We start from the raw sequence: 14,451 nt of genomic DNA on the forward strand, positions 1-14,451 counted from the left end.
GAGGCGAGAACGGGCCGCCGGGCGCGATTCCGGTACAGGTGGCGAGCGCGCTGTGCGGAACGGAAAGACCCGGCCGGGGATCCGGTCGGGCCTTTTCTCGTACGGCTCAGGTCCGGTCTCAGACCAGACGGGCCACTCCGTCGGCCTTGGCCGCGGCGGCCACGGCGTTGGCGACGGCCTCCGCCACGCGCTCGTCGAACGGCGACGGGATCACGTAGTCGGCGGCGAGCTCGTCACCCACGACGCCGGCGATGGCGTCGGCGGCGGCGATCTTCATGCCCTCGGTGATCCGGGTGGCGCGCACCTTGAGGGCGCCCGCGAAGATGCCCGGGAACGCCAGCACGTTGTTGATCTGGTTCGGGAAGTCCGAACGGCCCGTCGCCACGACCGCCGCGTACTTGTGCGCGACGTCGGGGTGGACCTCCGGGTTCGGGTTGGCCATGGCGAAGACGAACGCGTCCTTCGCCATCGAGGCCACCGCCTCCTCCGGGACCGTACCGCCGGAGACGCCGATGAAGACGTCCGCGCCGTTCAGTGCGGTCTCCAGGGAGCCCGTCTGGCCGGTCTTGTTGGTCAGACCCGCGATCTCCGCCTTGACGTCCGTCAGGTCGGAGCGGTCCGCGGACACGACGCCCTTGCGGTCGGTGACGCAGACGTCGCCGATGCCCGCGTCCACCAGGATCTTGGCGATGGCGATACCGGCTGCGCCGGCACCCGAGATCACGGCGCGCAGGTCTCCGAGGGTGCGACCCGTCAGCTTCGCGGCGTTGCGCAGCGCGGCGAGCGTCACGATGGCGGTGCCGTGCTGGTCGTCGTGGAAGATCGGGATGTCCAGCGCCTCCTGGAGGCGGCGCTCGATCTCGAAGCAGCGGGGCGCGGAGATGTCCTCCAGGTTCACCCCGCCAAAGGACGGGGCGAGACGGATGACCGTCTCGATGATCTCGTCCGTGTCCTTGGTGGCGAGCGCGATCGGAACCGCGTCCACGCCGCCGAACTGCTTGAAGAGGATCGCCTTGCCCTCCATCACCGGGAGGGAGGCCTCGGGACCGATGTCACCGAGTCCGAGCACGGCCGTACCGTCGGTGACGACGGCGACCACGTTGGACTTCCAGGTGTACTCGTTCACCAGCTCCGGCTGCTCGGCGATGGCGCTGCACACCTTCGCCACGCCGGGCGTGTACGCGAGGGAAAGGTCATCCTTGTTGGTGACCGGCACTGTGGCCTGGATGGCCATCTTGCCGCCCCGGTGCAGCGCGAACACCGCGTCCGGGTTGTTGTCCGTGACGCTGTCACTGCGAGGGTTGAAGATTTCCGCTGCCACTTCGTGTGACCCCTTAAGTCCTTTGAATCGTTGAGGGTGGCCACTCCTGGTTAAGGGGTGGGCGGGCACCGCGTCCGTGCTCCGCGTCAACGGTTGGCCCGTCTCCGCGAAGGGGAGGTTTCGTACGCGCGGGCGCGCCGCACGCGCGCCCTGAGCCCCGGATGAGGGGTGTAAGGATCTGTTCTACCCGAAGAACGCTCGCCCAGACGAGTCGATTCCCGCTCAACTGTAGGTCCCTTGCCCGGCTTTTGGCGAAAAGTCCAAACCTTGCCGTCCAGTGGGCGAGACGCCCCGGAGAAACTTCGGTAAAACCAGCAGGTCACAGCAGTATCTGCGGCCTCGAACCCCCTTCCCCGCAGTCCTGTTGGGCTACCCCGGGCGCCCGTTATGCGATTTTGACCTGACGGGCACCCTGAATGTCTCAGTCCGAATGGCAAGATGCCGTAATCACACAAGGTCGCGACACTCGATGGTGCGTGTTCGACCGTTTTTCGTTGCTTTTCCACCAGCGCCGGAGGAACCAAGCCATGACCGCTAGCACCACCCGTCGTACGACCGCCGCACGGTCCCGGATCGCCGCGGTCGGCGCGATCGCGGTCGCGGGCGCCCTGATCCTCACCGGCTGTGGTGACCAGACCGACAAGGCCTCCAGCACCCCGTCGGGCGCGGCTGCCAACAGCAGCGCTCCGCTCTTCTCCAAGCTCCCGAAGAAGATCCAGGACGCCGGTGTCATCAAGGTCGGCACGGACTCCACCTACGCGCCGATGGAGTTCACCGAGGGCGGCAAGATCGTCGGCGTCGACCCCGACGTGGCGGCGGCCCTGGCCAAGCAGCTCGGCGTGCAGTTCAAGTTCGAGTCGGGCACCTTCGACACCCTGATCGGCAGCATGCAGACGGGTCGCAGCGACCTGGTCATGTCCTCGCTCACCGACACCAAGGCCCGTCAGGAGGGCCTGGACGACAAGGGCGCCAAGACCGGTGCCGGTGTCGACTTCGTCGACTACTTCTCCGCCTCGACCGGCATCCTGGTCAAGAAGGGCAACCCGCAGGGCATCAAGACCCTCGACGACCTGTGCGGCAAGACGGTCGCCGTGCAGCGCGGCACCACGTACGAGGAGTCGGCCAAGACCCAGGCCGAGAAGTGCAAGACGGACGGCAAGGGCGAGCTCAAGATCGAGTCCTTCCCGACCGATGCCGAGGCCCAGACCCGTGTGAAGGCCGGCGGCGCCGCCGCGGACCTGAACGACTCCCCGGTCGCCGCGTACATCGCGCAGACCGCCGGTGGCGGCAACGACTTCGAGGCCATCGCCAACCCGACCGACGCCGGCCTCTTCGGCATCGCGGTGGACAAGAAGAACAGCCAGCTGCGCGACGCGCTCAAGGAAGCCCTTGACGCGGTCATCAAGGACGGCACGTACAAGGCCGCCCTGGACAAGTGGAACGCGGGCTCCGGCGCCGTGACCGAGGCCAAGATCAACGCCGGTTCCTGATCTCCGCGTACCACCGCAGCACACTGAAGGGCAGTCACTGTGACTGACAAGCTCGACAAGGTCCCGGGCCCGGCGGACACCCCGCCGGCCGGGGCCGTCCCCCCCGAGGCCATCAAGGCCATCCCGGTGCGCCACTACGGCCGCTGGATCAGCGCCGTGGTCGTCATCGGCCTGGTCGTGGCGCTCGCCGTCGCCTTCTCGCAGGGCAACGTGCGCTGGGCCACCGTGCCGGAGAAGCTGTTCGACCCGACGATCCTCCGTGGTGTCGTCAACACGGTCTGGATCAGCATCACCTCGATGGCCCTGGGCCTGGTCCTCGGCATTCTCTTCGCCGTCATGCGGCTCTCGAAGAACCCGGTGACCAGCACCATCGCCTGGTTCTACATCTGGCTGTTCCGCGGCACCCCGGTGTACGTGCAGCTGCTGATCTGGTTCAACCTCGCCCTGATCTTCCCGATCCTGAACCTCGGGTTCTACAAGGACGAGATGACGCAGGTCATGACCCCGTTCCTGGCGGCCCTGCTGGGTCTGGGTCTGAACGAGGGCGCGTACATGGCGGAGATCGTCCGGGCCGGCATCCAGTCGGTCGACGAGGGCCAGACGGAGGCCTCGCACGCGCTGGGCATGACGCGGACGCAGACGATGCGCCGGGTCGTGCTGCCGCAGGCCATGCGGGTGATCGTGCCCCCGTCGGGCAACGAGTTCATCAACATGCTCAAGACCTCCTCGCTGGTGGTCGCGGTGCAGTACTTCGACCTGCTGCGCGCGGCCCAGGACATCGCCTCGACCTCGTTCGCGGTGATGGAGATGTTCTTCGTCGCGTCGATCTGGTACCTCGCCCTGACCAGCGTGTTCAGCGTCGGCCAGTACTACCTGGAGCGCCGCTACGCCCGTGGTGCGCTGCGTTCGCTGCCGCCGACGCCGCTGCAGAAGATCAAGGCGAAACTGTCCAGCTTCTCGAACCGCAAGGCGGTGGCCTGATGACGACTGCCATGGTGAAGGCCGAGGGCGTCCACAAGTCCTACGGTGCGGCGCACATCCTCAAGGGCATCGACCTGGAGGTCGCCCCGCGTGAGGTGTTCTGCCTGGTCGGCCCGTCCGGCTCCGGCAAGTCGACGTTCCTGCGGTGCATCAACCACCTGGAGCAGGTCAACGCGGGACGCCTGTACGTGGACGGGCAGCTGGTGGGGTACCGCCAGAAGGGCGACAAGCTGTACGAGCTGAAGGACAGCGAGGTCGCGGCGCAGCGCCGGGACATCGGCATGGTCTTCCAGCGGTTCAACCTGTTCCCGCACATGACGGCCATCGAGAACGTGATGGAAGCCCCCGTCATGGTCAAGGGTGAGTCGAAGGCGGTGGCGCGTGAGCGTGCCGTCAAGCTCCTGGACCGGGTGGGTCTCGGGGACAAGGGCGGGAACTATCCCACCCAGCTCTCCGGCGGGCAGCAGCAGCGTGTGGCGATCGCCCGCGCGCTGGCCATGGAGCCGAAGCTGATGCTCTTCGACGAGCCCACCTCGGCGCTCGACCCGGAGCTGGTCGGTGACGTCCTGGACGTCATGCGGGACCTCGCCGAATCGGGCATGACCATGATCGTGGTCACGCACGAGATGGGCTTCGCCCGCGAGGTCGGCGACAACCTCGTCTTCATGGACGGCGGCGTGGTCGTGGAGTCCGGCCACCCCCGCGACGTCCTGGGCAACCCCCAGCACGACCGGACCAAGGCATTCCTCTCCAAGGTGCTGTAGCTCCAAGACGCTGTGGTCCGCGCCCGCGGACCGACGAGGGGCGGTACGGGATCCCGTACCGCCCCTCAGCCGTTCCGAGGTCCCTACTTCAGACCTAGGACCAGCGCGTCCGAGGGGGAGCGCCAGACCGTACGGGCCTCCGCGAAGCCCGCGGCGCGCAGGGTCTCGGCGTGCCAGGCCTCGGAGGGGGTGTCGCCGTCCGCGTGCTCCCCGTAGATCTCGAAGCGCTGCTTCACCTGCTCGGCCAGTGCCGGTTCGGCGCCCGCGAGCGCCCACCACTCGCGCCAGTCCACCGCTCCGGCCGCCTTGGCCCGGCCCATGCCGGCGTGCCGGTGGGCGTGCTCGGCGGCGTCGATGCGCGGGGTGGCCGGGTCGGGCATGTGGTCGGCGTTCATGAACACCCCGCCCGGCGCCAGGAGCGGTGCGAGCTGCCCGTACAGGACGGCCAGCTCCTTGCTCGGCAGCCAGTGCAGGGCGGTGGCCGTCAGGACGGCGTCGTAGCTGTCGTGGGGGAGGGCGGCGCGCCAGTCGGTGTCCTTGAGGTCGGCGGTCACGAAGGTGACCCGCGGGTCCCCGGCGAAGTGGCCCTCGGCGATGGTCAACATGGCGGGGTCGAGATCGACGCCCGTACTGGTGGCTTCCGGGAACCGCCTGAGGACGCGGTCCGTAATACTTCCCGTACCGCATGCGAGATCCAGCACCCGGGGGGCGGGTCCCACCAGTGCCTCGACCATGTCCAGCATCACGCGGAACCGCTCCTCGCGGTCGGGCATGTACCACTCCTGCTGCCGGTCCCAGCTGTCCTGCCAGGCCTGCCAGTCGGTCGTGCCCGCCGCTCCGGTCGTGTCCGCCGTGTCCGCCGTATCCGTCATCCCGAACCCCTCCACACGTAATACCCTCGAAGACGTCTCAGCCGTTACCGGAGACATTAATCCGCAGCCGTAAGGACTACAAGTGGAACTGGCCCATTACTCGGACTTCGCCGTGCGCCTGGTCAACACCGAGGAGCCGGCCCGCAACAAGGACGCGCTCACCTCGGTGGACGCCGTCCGCGCCCTGTTCGGCGCAAGTCAGCAGATGGCGCGCCGCGTCACCGACGGTGACGTCACCCGCTTCCGCAACGTCCGCGGCCGCCTGCGCTCCGTCTTCGAGGCCGCCGACGGCGGCGACCACGTCCTCGCGGTCGACCTGCTGAACTCGCTGCTCATGGAGTTCCCCGTCAGTCCCCAGGTGTCCGGCCACGAGACCCTCGACGACGACGGCCGCCCCGACTGGCACATCCACCTCGCCGAGCACCCCTCGAACGCCTCCGCCGGCTACGCCGCCATGGCCTCCATGGGCCTGGCCTTCGCCCTCACCGAGCACGGCCCCGACCGCCTCGGCCTGTGCCAGGCCGCGCCCTGCCGCAACGCCTACCTCGACACCTCCACCAACCGCTCCCGGCGCTACTGCTCCGACCGCTGCGCCACCCGGGCGAACGTGGCCGCCTACCGCGCCCGCAAGCGGCTGGAGGCCGAGGAGTCCGCCCGCAGCGGGCGCAGCGCCGAGACCGCCCAGGACAGCCGGGCCCTCAGCGAACGCTGATCCTCCTCGCGCGGCCGGAAACGCAGCACCGCCGTCGCCAGCACCAGCTCCGCAGGCACCGCGCCGTAGACGGTGCTGTCGCCGGTCTCGTTGTACGGGTTGTCGCCGAGCACCCACCAGCTGCCGCCCGGCCGCCGCTCCACCGCGCGCTTGACCACCAGCAGGTCCTGCTGGAGCGGATGCCGCAGCACGACCACGTCACCCGGCCGTACGGCAGCCCCGTACCGGACCACGAGCTGGTCCCCGTTCAGCAGCGTCGGCACCATCGACGCCCCCGTCACGTCCACCACCCCGAACCGCTTGCGCGGGCGCCCGTTCTCCACCATGCGTGTCCTCCTCGTCACCCCCGCATGCTGCCGCACGGGTCCGTACGTTCGCTCACCGGTCCGGCCGAGCCCCTGGACTTTTGTCCTAAGCCCATGGGGGCGCCCGCGAAATCCGGTTGTTCAGCGAGTAATCTCCCCCTTGAGAAGACGATCACGAGGAGGACACACTCCATGCTTTCCCGCCTCTTCGCCCCCAAGGCGAAGGTCTCCGCCCACTGCGATCTTCCGTGCGGCGTGTACGACCCTGCCCAGGCCCGCATCGAGGCCGAGTCCGTCAAGGCCGTGCAGGAGAAGTACCAGGCCAACGAAGACGCCGACTTCCGCGCGCGCGCCATCACCATCAAGGAGCAGCGCGCCGAGCTCGCCAAGCACCACGTCTCGGTGCTGTGGAGCGACTACTTCAAGCCCCCGCACTTCGAGAAGTACCCGCAGCTGCACACCCTGGTCAACGACACCCTGAAGGCCCTCTCGGCCGCCAAGGCGTCGAACGACCCGGCGACCGGCGCGAAGGCTCTTGAGCTCATCGCCGAGATCGACCGCATCTTCTGGGAGACCAAGGCCGCCTGATCCTGGGTGCCCGAAGGCTTTACCCGCGCTCCCTGCCGGAGCGCACATGACACCGGCCCGACCGCTCCGAGCGGCCGGGCCGGTGTCATGCGCGGCCCCGTCCGGTCTCAGGCCTTCTCGCCGAGGACGGTCCGCAACCAATCGAGGGGGTTCTGGCTCAGCAGCTCGTCGGCCAGCCGCCGACCGGTCTCCGTCGTGAGGCGGGCCCGGCTGTTGTCGATCCACCGCCGGGCGTTGGCGTACCCCTGAGCCTTGTATTCGATGCCCTGCAGCATGCACTCCAGCTTGTCCGCGTCACGGGCGCACACGGCTTCCGGGGAGTCCTTGGCCTCGTACTCGGCGACGAGTTCCTGGATCACCGACGCGAGCCCGTTCGGCATGCCGACGGTCTGGTCGGCCGTCACCGCGACCGGGTCGGCGCCGGTCGCGTACTTCTTGCCGAGGTGGTTCACGTCCCCGGTGCGGGTCTCTGGGTGTCGTGCCACACCGCGAGGAAGGCAGCCCGCGCTGGGTCGGCGCCTTCCAGCTTCGCGATGATCGACGCGATGAGGGAGGTCCGCCACGAGGGCTCGGCCACGCTCTCCGGATCGTTGACGCCGGCCATCCACCAGCCCGTGCGGCGCGTGTGCTTGAGCGTCCCCGCCTCGTAGAGGAAGCCGGCCACCGCGGACAGGTCGTCAGCCACTGTGTCTCTCCTTCATGCCTCGGCGAGGAAACCCCGCAACCTGCCGCATCCGCGCTATGCCTCCCGCTTCGGAACGAGGTGGTCCATCGCGGTCAGGGCGAGATCCCAGGGGTAGGCCTCCTTACGGCCCTGCCCGGGAAGGTTCGGGACGAAGCCGTCCTCGCCGTACAGCACCGTCACCCCCATTTCCCGGAGTTCCTGCACGGACCGCTCAAAAGCCCTGTGCTGTACGTAGGCCGCGTTGACGCACGGCATGACGGCCAAGGGGATTCCCTTGCCGATGCCTTCGGCGACCACGCCGACGATGAAGCGGTCGGTGAGGCCCAGGGCCCACGCGTTGATCGTGTTGAAGGTGGCCGGGGCGACGAGGACGGCGTCCGCCGCCGGCCACACGTCCGGATCACCGGGCCGTTTGTAGCTGCTGCGGACCGGGTGTCCGGTGAGCGCGGCGAGGCCGTCGAGCCCTTCCCTGAGCCAGTCCGCGGCCGTGGGCGTCAATCCGAGACAGACGTCCCACCCGCGAGACTGCGCCTCCTCGATCACGCGGGCGACGTCCAATACCGGCGGAGCGGCCGATCCGAAGAGGTACAAGGTGCGCGTCATGGCTCCCAGTTGACCACAGGCTCCGGCCGCGGATCCCAGGTGGCCCATGGGCGGAGTGGGTAGTGTCCGGACAACGATTCAGAAGCGGGAGCGTCCGGCATGCCGACTTTCGACGACCATCCAGGGTCGCGCATTCGCGTCCAGCGGCGGCTGGCCCGCCTCACGCAGAAGCAGCTGGCCGAGCTGCTCCCGTACTCCTACAGCCTGCTGAATCAGGTGGAGTGCGGTGCCCGGCCCGCGACGGATGCCTTCCTCACCGCAGTGGCCCAAGCCCTTCGGATCGATACGGCGGTACTGACGGGACAACCCCACGTCAGTACCGTCCAGCAGGATCGCCGAGAGGCGCTCGTGCGGCCCATCCGAGACGCGCTCACTCTCTACGACCTCGGGCACGACCCGGACGTCACAGCACGCCCGGTGGGCGACCTCGTAACCGCGGCCGACCGATTGTGTGCGACCGTTCGCGCGACCAAGCTGCGGGAAGCCTCAAGGGTCCTGCCCGGCGTGATCGCCGAGCTGACCTCGACCGTGTGGTCCGGTCCGTCCACTGAAGCCTGGACGGCGTTGGCATCGGCCTACCGGAGCGCCCACGACGTTGCCGTCAAGCTGGGGTTCTACGACCTCTCCACCGTTGCCCTCGACCGCATGGACTGGGCCGCCGAGCGTGCTGCCGACCCGTGCCTTGCGGCCGTGCGGCAGTACAAGCGGGCTCTCGTCCACTCGAAGAGCGGCGAGTACCGCACGGGCGAGAGGCTGATCGAGGCGGGACTCCGGATCCTGGAACAGGTCCCAGGAGGGTCGTGAACGCCTCGCGGTGACCGGGCAGCTGCATCTCGGTGCCACCGTCATCGCGGCCCGTGCGGGGGATCGGAGTGCAGTGGAACGGCACATCGCCGAAGCCCGCACATTGGCCAAGCGAACAGGAGACGCTTCGACGGTGCACTGGCTGTCCTTCGGGCCCATGAACGTCGCGGTGCACGCGATGTCGGCACTTACTCAGATGCGGCAGTACGACGACGCGCTCACGGCCGCCCGGAAGATCCGGCCGCCGACGGCCTTCGCAACGAGCCGTCGAGCCCACTTCCTGATCTACCGGGCGCGAGCCGAGATGGAGACGGGGAACGCGACGAAGGCCTTGGCCTCGTTGTCAGAAGCCCGCCACGTCGCCCCCGAACAGACCCGCTACCACCCGAGTACCCAGGAGACGATCCAAGGCCTGGTCCATATGGCTCGGCGGACCCCGGAGGCCCTCAACCACCTCGCTGCCTGGGTGGAAAAGTAGAGCGCTCACACGCTCACACGGTTGTGAGCATTTCGTCCTTTGCCGCTCGCCAGTCTGGTCTCATCACCCGCTGACGACGGTAGGGAGCCGCCGTGTCCTGGAAGAAGACGGCCGACTGGTACGCGTACTGCCTGGCCGATCCCGCGGTGGCGCATGCCGCGTGGCGGGAGCACGGTGTTGCCGTGCTGCCGCTCGGGGCCCGCTTCGAAGCCGTGCGCATCCCCGACGCCCTCGCGCACGCGGCCGTCGAGAGCTCCACGGACCGTGTCGTGGACCTCGCGCTCGCCCTGGCCCTGGAGGGGCCAGTGATCCGCGACGCGCGTGGCCGGAACCGCTACGCGCTCGTCGAGCCGGGTACGGGGGAGGGCTGGCAGCCCCGGAGCGCCGTCGAATGCCTCGGCCACGGCACCCACCTCGGGGTGCCCGACATCGGCCGGGACCAGCCTGCGCTGTCCCTGTACTGGGCCTCGGCCCCCGGCCCGGGGGCGCACTTCTGCCGGGTCGCCGCCGTGCGGCTGCTCGTACGGGTGGGCGCGGCGCGGCTTGCCGAGGGGGTGGCGACGTGACAGGCCGCCCTGATCGCTCGCAGGCCGAGGTGTCCCACGCACACCCCGGCGGGGAGTGCGCGCGGGCTCACGCGCCCTGCGCCGGATGCGGCCTGCCGGCCCCGATCGCGATCAAGTACGGCGGTCCCATGGCCGACTGCCGCCTCTGCCACTACGCATGGAGCGTCCACCACGACCCGGTCTGCTGTTGGCAGCGCACCCGCACGGAGGAGAGTCTGATCGCCCGGATCCGCGAGGTGGCGCCGCTCCTCGTCTCCGCTCGGGCCGTGCTCGAAGACATCGTGCGCAGTCTCTGAGGTGGTCAGGAGCCCGCGGCGGATTGTTCGGTGCGGGCCTTGTCGGTCGCGGCCAGGTGTCTGCTCTGGCGTCTCGTCAGCAGCTCGTCCACCGGTTCCAGGAGCCGGTCCCATGCGCGTTCGGCCTCCGGCGAGCGCCGGGGGGTGCGTGCGTAGGTCTGGGCCGCGGCGATCGCCTCGTCGTAGAGGCCCTGGTCCGTGGGGAGGGCGGTCGAGCGTTCGCGTCGCAGCCACGTGATCAGCCACGGCATGTCCCGGGACCAGTGCGGGTTCCCCAGGGAGCGCACGCGCAGGTAGCCCAGCTGGTCCCACCAGCGGCGGTTGTGCCACTTGCGCGAGTGGGCCGGCGGCAGTCCGGGCGGGAGGTCCTTCACCGGACCCATGGTGCCCGGTGGTGGCGCCGGAGGCGACGGAGTTCGGTGCCGGCGGACAGAACCGGCCAGTACGAGGGGGGTCACTCGTCGTCCGCGTCCTCGTCGTCGTCCAGCCGGGCCAGCCAGGTGGCCAGGCGTTCCACCGGGACCTCGAAGTCCGGGTTCAGATCGACGAAGGTGCGCAGCTGCTCGGCGAGCCACTCGAAGGTGACCTCCTCCTCGCCGCGCCGCTTCTCCAGCTCCTCGATGCCGCGATCGGTGAAGTACAAGTCGGGCTCCGTGCCGTGATGGGGGTGTGCAGGGGGTGTTTCCCGCCAGGATAATCCGCCTTAAGGCGAGACCTCCCGCCTGCGCCCTCCCCGGGTCTAGCCTGGATGCCCAACGAGCGGGGGGTGCGGATGACGGACGGGCGCACGACCGGGTCCGCGCGCGCCTTCGAGCTTCTGGAGCCCCTCGTCCAGGCGGCGACCGTACGCGTTCACGCCCCGCCGGGCGGGTATGAGACCCCTCGCAGTCATCGGACCGGTCCCACGTGGGGGAGCGGCTTCTTCATCGCCCCCGGCTGGGTCCTGACGTGCGCGCACGTGGTCGGCGAAGGGGGTGCTGCGGTGCGTCTGACGGGACGCGAGGTCGGCATCACCTTTTCCGCCGGGAGCATCACCGGCACGGTCACCGGGCGCGTGGAGTGCGTCCTGCCCGAGCGGCTGGAGGAGCGGCGGCCCGGCCGGCACGCCCTGTGGGACCTGCCCGACCTCGCGCTGGTCAGGGTGCTCGCCCCCGTCTCGCACGCCTGCGTGTGGCTGACCGACCGCTCCAGACCGCGTTTCGACGAGGTCGCCTACTTCGGCTGCACCGAGGACCTCGGCACACCCGAGATCACCGGCCGCACCACCCGGCTGCGCGGCACCGCCGGGAACGGCGCGGCCATCCGGCTCGGCGACGACGACGAGATCGAGCCCGGCATGTCCGGCGGGCCCGTGGTGGACCTCGCCCGCGGCGAGGTCGTCGGCGTGCTCAAGGCCCGGCGGCAGACGGGCGGCGGCGGGCTCGCCGTCTCCGTCGTGCAGTTGCGCACCCTGCCGATGGCCGCGCGGGGCCAGGTCGGGCTCTACCGCCGGATCATGCAGGCCCACGACCTGTACCACTACGACCAGCACCTCAGCGATCTCGACAACCGCCGGACCTGGACGGACGTGCACGGCGAGCTCCCGCCGGAGGAGGGCGACCCGTACGCCGGCCGGGGCCGGCTCACCCCCGGCGAACGCACCACCCTGTACGGGCTGCTGGCCGAGCTGCCCCCGCCCGGCTCCTCCGAGGTCGTACGCGCCCTGGTCGAGGAGGCGCGCGGCGAGGAGCCGGACCCGCTGCCGCCGGCCCCGCTGAGCTGGCGCGACGGGCTGGGGCTGCTGCACGACCCGCCGGGCGGGACGGGGGAGGCCGCGGCGATGCTCCGGTACGCGACGGACGTGAGCGTGGCCGAGTACCGGGAGCAGGCCACGCCGGGCGCGGACGAGGAGCTGTGGGACTGGGTACGGGCCACGGCCGAGCGGCTGTGGCGGCCGCTGCGGCGCGAGCTCGGCGAGCGCCACGAGCGGGGCCTCGCCGAGCGCGAGCGGCGCCGCCGGGCCTCGGCCGGGCGGACGGCGTACGGCCCGGCGCGGCGGTCCGGCGGGCTGCCGCCCGGGGCCTCGGTGCTGCTGGAGGTCTGGGCGCACGGCTGGGAGGACGTCTACGACTGGCGGGTCTCGGTGCTGGCCGGTCCCGCGCACGCCGGGCGGGTGACACCCGTCGACTCGGGCGTACGGGCCACCCTGGCGGCCCTGCCGGAGGCCTTACGGGCCCCGCTCGCCGAAGGTTTCCGGCGCTGCGACACCCACGACGCGGCGGCCCTGCTCGAAGTGGCCGTGGCCCCCGCGCTGTTCGGGCTCGCGGTGGACGAATGGGTGGTGGTGGGCGGCGTACCGCTCGGCGTGCAGCGGCCGGTGGTCCTGCGCCACCCCGCAGGCGCGAACGCGGGCGCCGCGCATCCGGGCGGCGCCGGCCCGGGCCCGGGCGGGGCCAGGGAGCACCCCGCCGACCGTGAGGGCACCGACGCGTCCGCCCGCTGGGCGCGGGTCCAGGCGGGACCGCTGCAGGACGAACGCGCCGACTGCATACGGGGACGCCCGCGCAGCCCCGCCGCCGAGTGGCTGACCGGACTCCCCGACAACACCGTGCCGGTGCACTGCCGGGCGGCCGACCAGGAGCCCACGCTCGGGTCGCTGCACGCGGTACGGGACGCCGGGTACGGCGTGGTGGTGACCCGGCGGCCACCGCCGGACCCGGGAGCCTCGTGCGCGCCCTTCCACCGGGGGCTGCGGGAGGAACTGGCCGACGCCGGGCGGGCGGAGGTGCTCCCGGTACGCCTGCAGAACCTGCGGGGGCGGGCCTACGGGGCGGATCCCGACGCCTACTGGGCGGCCGGGACGGGGCTGGTGTGGGAGGACCCGGCGCGGCCGCTGCCGGACGAGGAGCCGCTCCAGGGCGACCTGTGACGGAGGCCGGCACGGACGACGCGAGGGAGGGAGCAGGAGCACCATGAATGACGAGTGGCTCATATACCGCGGGGTGGGCGAGCCCCACGACGGGATCGACGCCCTGCCCGACCCGCCGCCCTGGCGGGACTTCGACGGCGGTCCCGTGGCGCAGCCGGGCGGTCCGGCCCAGGTCGCCGACGGCAACGTGGCCCGGCGGCTCGGCGCGCACCGGCAGGCCGCCGAGCTGCACCGGCCGGAACCGGAGGAGCTGGAGGCCATCAACGCCGCCCTCTACCTGCGGCGGCCGCTGCTCGTGACCGGCTTCCCCGGCACCGGGAAGTCCACCCTCGCGCACGCCGTCGCCCACGAGCTGAAGCTGGGACGCGTGCTCCGGTGGCCGGTGGTGTCCCGCACCGTGCTCCAGGACGGCCTGTACCGGTACGACGCCCTGGCCCGGCTGCAGGACGTCCAGATCGCCGCGAGCGGCGGAGCCGGCCCGGCCGCCGCCACGGACACCGCGGTCCCCGGCATCGGGAAGTACATCCGGCTCGGGCCGCTCGGCACCGCCCTGCTGCCGACCGCCCGGCCCCGCGTCCTGCTCATCGACGAGCTCGACAAGAGCGACATCGACCTCCCCAACGACCTGCTGAACGTGCTGGAGGAAGGGGAGTTCGCCCTCCCCGAGCTGGAACGGGTCGCCGACGGCGAGCCCGAGGTCCAGGTGCTCACCGACGACGGGACCAAGGTCACCGTCCGCGGCGGCCGCGTGCGCTGCCGGGCCTTCCCGTTCATCATCCTGACCAGCAACGGGGAACGGGACTTCCCCGCCGCCCTGTTGCGCCGCTGCATCCAGCTGAAGCTCGGGCAGCCCGGCGAGAAACGGCTCGCCACCATGGTCCGCGCCCACCTCGGCGAGGAGGCCGCCCGCCTCGGGGCCGACCTGATCCGGGAGTTCCTCAGCCGCTCCCAGTCCGAGCTGGTCGCCGCCGACCAACTGCTCAACGCCGTGTACCTGACCCACTACGCCGCCCCGCCCACCCGGGAGGACCTCGCGGACCTGCTCATCCAGCGCCTCGACCGTCCGAGGTGATCGGCC

The 14,451-nt window shown here is 70.6% G+C and carries 15 protein-coding genes and 2 pseudogenes; 10 read left to right on the plus strand and 7 right to left on the minus strand.

From position 1 onward, the window contains the following. Positions 1-118: 118 nt before the first annotated feature. Complete coding sequence (locus ACZ573_RS03585) at positions 119-1,321, minus strand: NAD(P)-dependent malic enzyme (protein WP_373041019.1); 1,203 nt, start codon at positions 1,319-1,321, stop codon at positions 119-121. Between the two features lie 527 nt (positions 1,322-1,848). Here ACZ573_RS03585 and ACZ573_RS03590 point away from each other — a divergent pair. The 3 genes from ACZ573_RS03590 to ACZ573_RS03600 are packed head-to-tail and all read left to right on the plus strand — an operon-like array spanning position 1,849 to position 4,556. Continuing rightward, the gene (locus ACZ573_RS03590) at positions 1,849-2,811 is read left to right on the plus strand and encodes an ABC transporter substrate-binding protein (protein ID WP_471298418.1); all 963 of its coding nucleotides are present in this window, start codon (positions 1,849-1,851) and stop codon (positions 2,809-2,811) included. A 39-nt stretch (positions 2,812-2,850) separates the two neighbouring features. After that, positions 2,851-3,792, plus strand: a complete 942-nt coding sequence (locus tag ACZ573_RS03595; protein WP_406085053.1) for an amino acid ABC transporter permease — start codon at positions 2,851-2,853, stop codon at positions 3,790-3,792. After that, on the plus strand, positions 3,792-4,556 hold the full coding sequence (locus tag ACZ573_RS03600) for an amino acid ABC transporter ATP-binding protein (RefSeq protein ID WP_030009417.1): 765 nt from the start codon (positions 3,792-3,794) through the stop codon (positions 4,554-4,556). Before ACZ573_RS03595 ends, ACZ573_RS03600 begins: the two co-directional genes overlap by 1 nt. 83 nt (positions 4,557-4,639) lie before the next feature. On the opposite strand, the gene ACZ573_RS03605 is transcribed toward ACZ573_RS03600, so the two are convergent. Beyond that, the gene (locus tag ACZ573_RS03605) at positions 4,640-5,428 is read right to left on the minus strand and encodes a class I SAM-dependent methyltransferase (RefSeq protein WP_471298422.1); all 789 of its coding nucleotides are present in this window, start codon (positions 5,426-5,428) and stop codon (positions 4,640-4,642) included. Positions 5,429-5,510: 82 nt separating this feature from the next. Between ACZ573_RS03605 and ACZ573_RS03610 the strand changes: the two genes are divergently transcribed. Continuing rightward, on the plus strand, positions 5,511-6,140 hold the full coding sequence (locus ACZ573_RS03610) for a CGNR zinc finger domain-containing protein (protein ID WP_301366503.1): 630 nt from the start codon (positions 5,511-5,513) through the stop codon (positions 6,138-6,140). Here the strand turns inward: ACZ573_RS03610 and sodX are convergent. Next, positions 6,044-6,466, minus strand: coding sequence for a nickel-type superoxide dismutase maturation protease (gene sodX, locus ACZ573_RS03615; protein ID WP_301366502.1), 423 nt, complete (start codon positions 6,464-6,466; stop codon positions 6,044-6,046). The two genes, ACZ573_RS03610 and sodX, sit on opposite strands and share 97 nt — an antisense overlap. Before the next feature lie 171 nt (positions 6,467-6,637). Here sodX and sodN point away from each other — a divergent pair, with 171 nt between their 5' ends. Next, positions 6,638-7,033 (plus strand): superoxide dismutase, Ni, encoded by a 396-nt coding sequence (gene sodN, locus ACZ573_RS03620; RefSeq protein ID WP_030009413.1) that lies wholly within the window; start codon positions 6,638-6,640, stop codon positions 7,031-7,033. A gap of 107 nt (positions 7,034-7,140) precedes the next feature. On the opposite strand, the pseudogene ACZ573_RS03625 reads toward sodN, so the two are convergent. Beyond that, positions 7,141-7,718 (minus strand): annotated as a pseudogene (locus ACZ573_RS03625) (HD domain-containing protein). 54 nt (positions 7,719-7,772) lie between these two features. Further along, entirely contained in the window at positions 7,773-8,321 is a 549-nt protein-coding gene (locus ACZ573_RS03630; protein WP_471298427.1) for a flavoprotein, read from the minus strand. A 99-nt stretch (positions 8,322-8,420) separates the two neighbouring features. Here ACZ573_RS03630 and ACZ573_RS03635 point away from each other — a divergent pair. From ACZ573_RS03635 to ACZ573_RS03645, 3 genes and pseudogenes are all read left to right on the plus strand, one after another. Continuing rightward, positions 8,421-9,603, plus strand: a pseudogene (locus tag ACZ573_RS03635) (helix-turn-helix domain-containing protein). A 92-nt stretch (positions 9,604-9,695) separates the two neighbouring features. After that, positions 9,696-10,169, plus strand: coding sequence for a hypothetical protein (locus ACZ573_RS03640; protein WP_471298428.1), 474 nt, complete (start codon positions 9,696-9,698; stop codon positions 10,167-10,169). Between the two features lie 128 nt (positions 10,170-10,297). Further along, positions 10,298-10,465: a hypothetical protein gene (locus ACZ573_RS03645; RefSeq protein ID WP_471298431.1), complete on the plus strand. Its 168-nt coding sequence runs from the start codon at positions 10,298-10,300 to the stop codon at positions 10,463-10,465. 5 nt (positions 10,466-10,470) lie between these two features. On the opposite strand, the gene ACZ573_RS03650 is transcribed toward ACZ573_RS03645, so the two are convergent. Together ACZ573_RS03650 and ACZ573_RS03655 are read right to left on the minus strand one after the other, a co-directional pair. Continuing rightward, complete coding sequence (locus ACZ573_RS03650; protein ID WP_471298434.1) at positions 10,471-10,839, minus strand: hypothetical protein; 369 nt, start codon at positions 10,837-10,839, stop codon at positions 10,471-10,473. Positions 10,840-10,919: 80 nt separating this feature from the next. Further along, a complete protein-coding gene (locus ACZ573_RS03655) occupies positions 10,920-11,108 on the minus strand; it encodes a DUF6104 family protein (RefSeq protein ID WP_030009408.1) in 189 nt (62 codons plus the stop codon). Positions 11,109-11,237: 129 nt separating this feature from the next. Between ACZ573_RS03655 and ACZ573_RS03660 the strand changes: the two genes are divergently transcribed. Together ACZ573_RS03660 and ACZ573_RS03665 are read left to right on the plus strand one after the other, a co-directional pair. After that, positions 11,238-13,373 carry a VMAP-C domain-containing protein gene (locus ACZ573_RS03660; RefSeq protein WP_471299060.1) on the plus strand — a complete coding sequence of 712 codons (2,136 nt, stop codon included), beginning with the start codon at positions 11,238-11,240 and terminating at the stop codon, positions 13,371-13,373. Between the two features lie 43 nt (positions 13,374-13,416). Further along, positions 13,417-14,445: an AAA family ATPase gene (locus ACZ573_RS03665; RefSeq protein WP_471298437.1), complete on the plus strand. Its 1,029-nt coding sequence runs from the start codon at positions 13,417-13,419 to the stop codon at positions 14,443-14,445. Positions 14,446-14,451 lie beyond the last annotated feature (6 nt).

This window comes from Streptomyces sp. NPDC040545 (genome assembly GCF_055595065.1).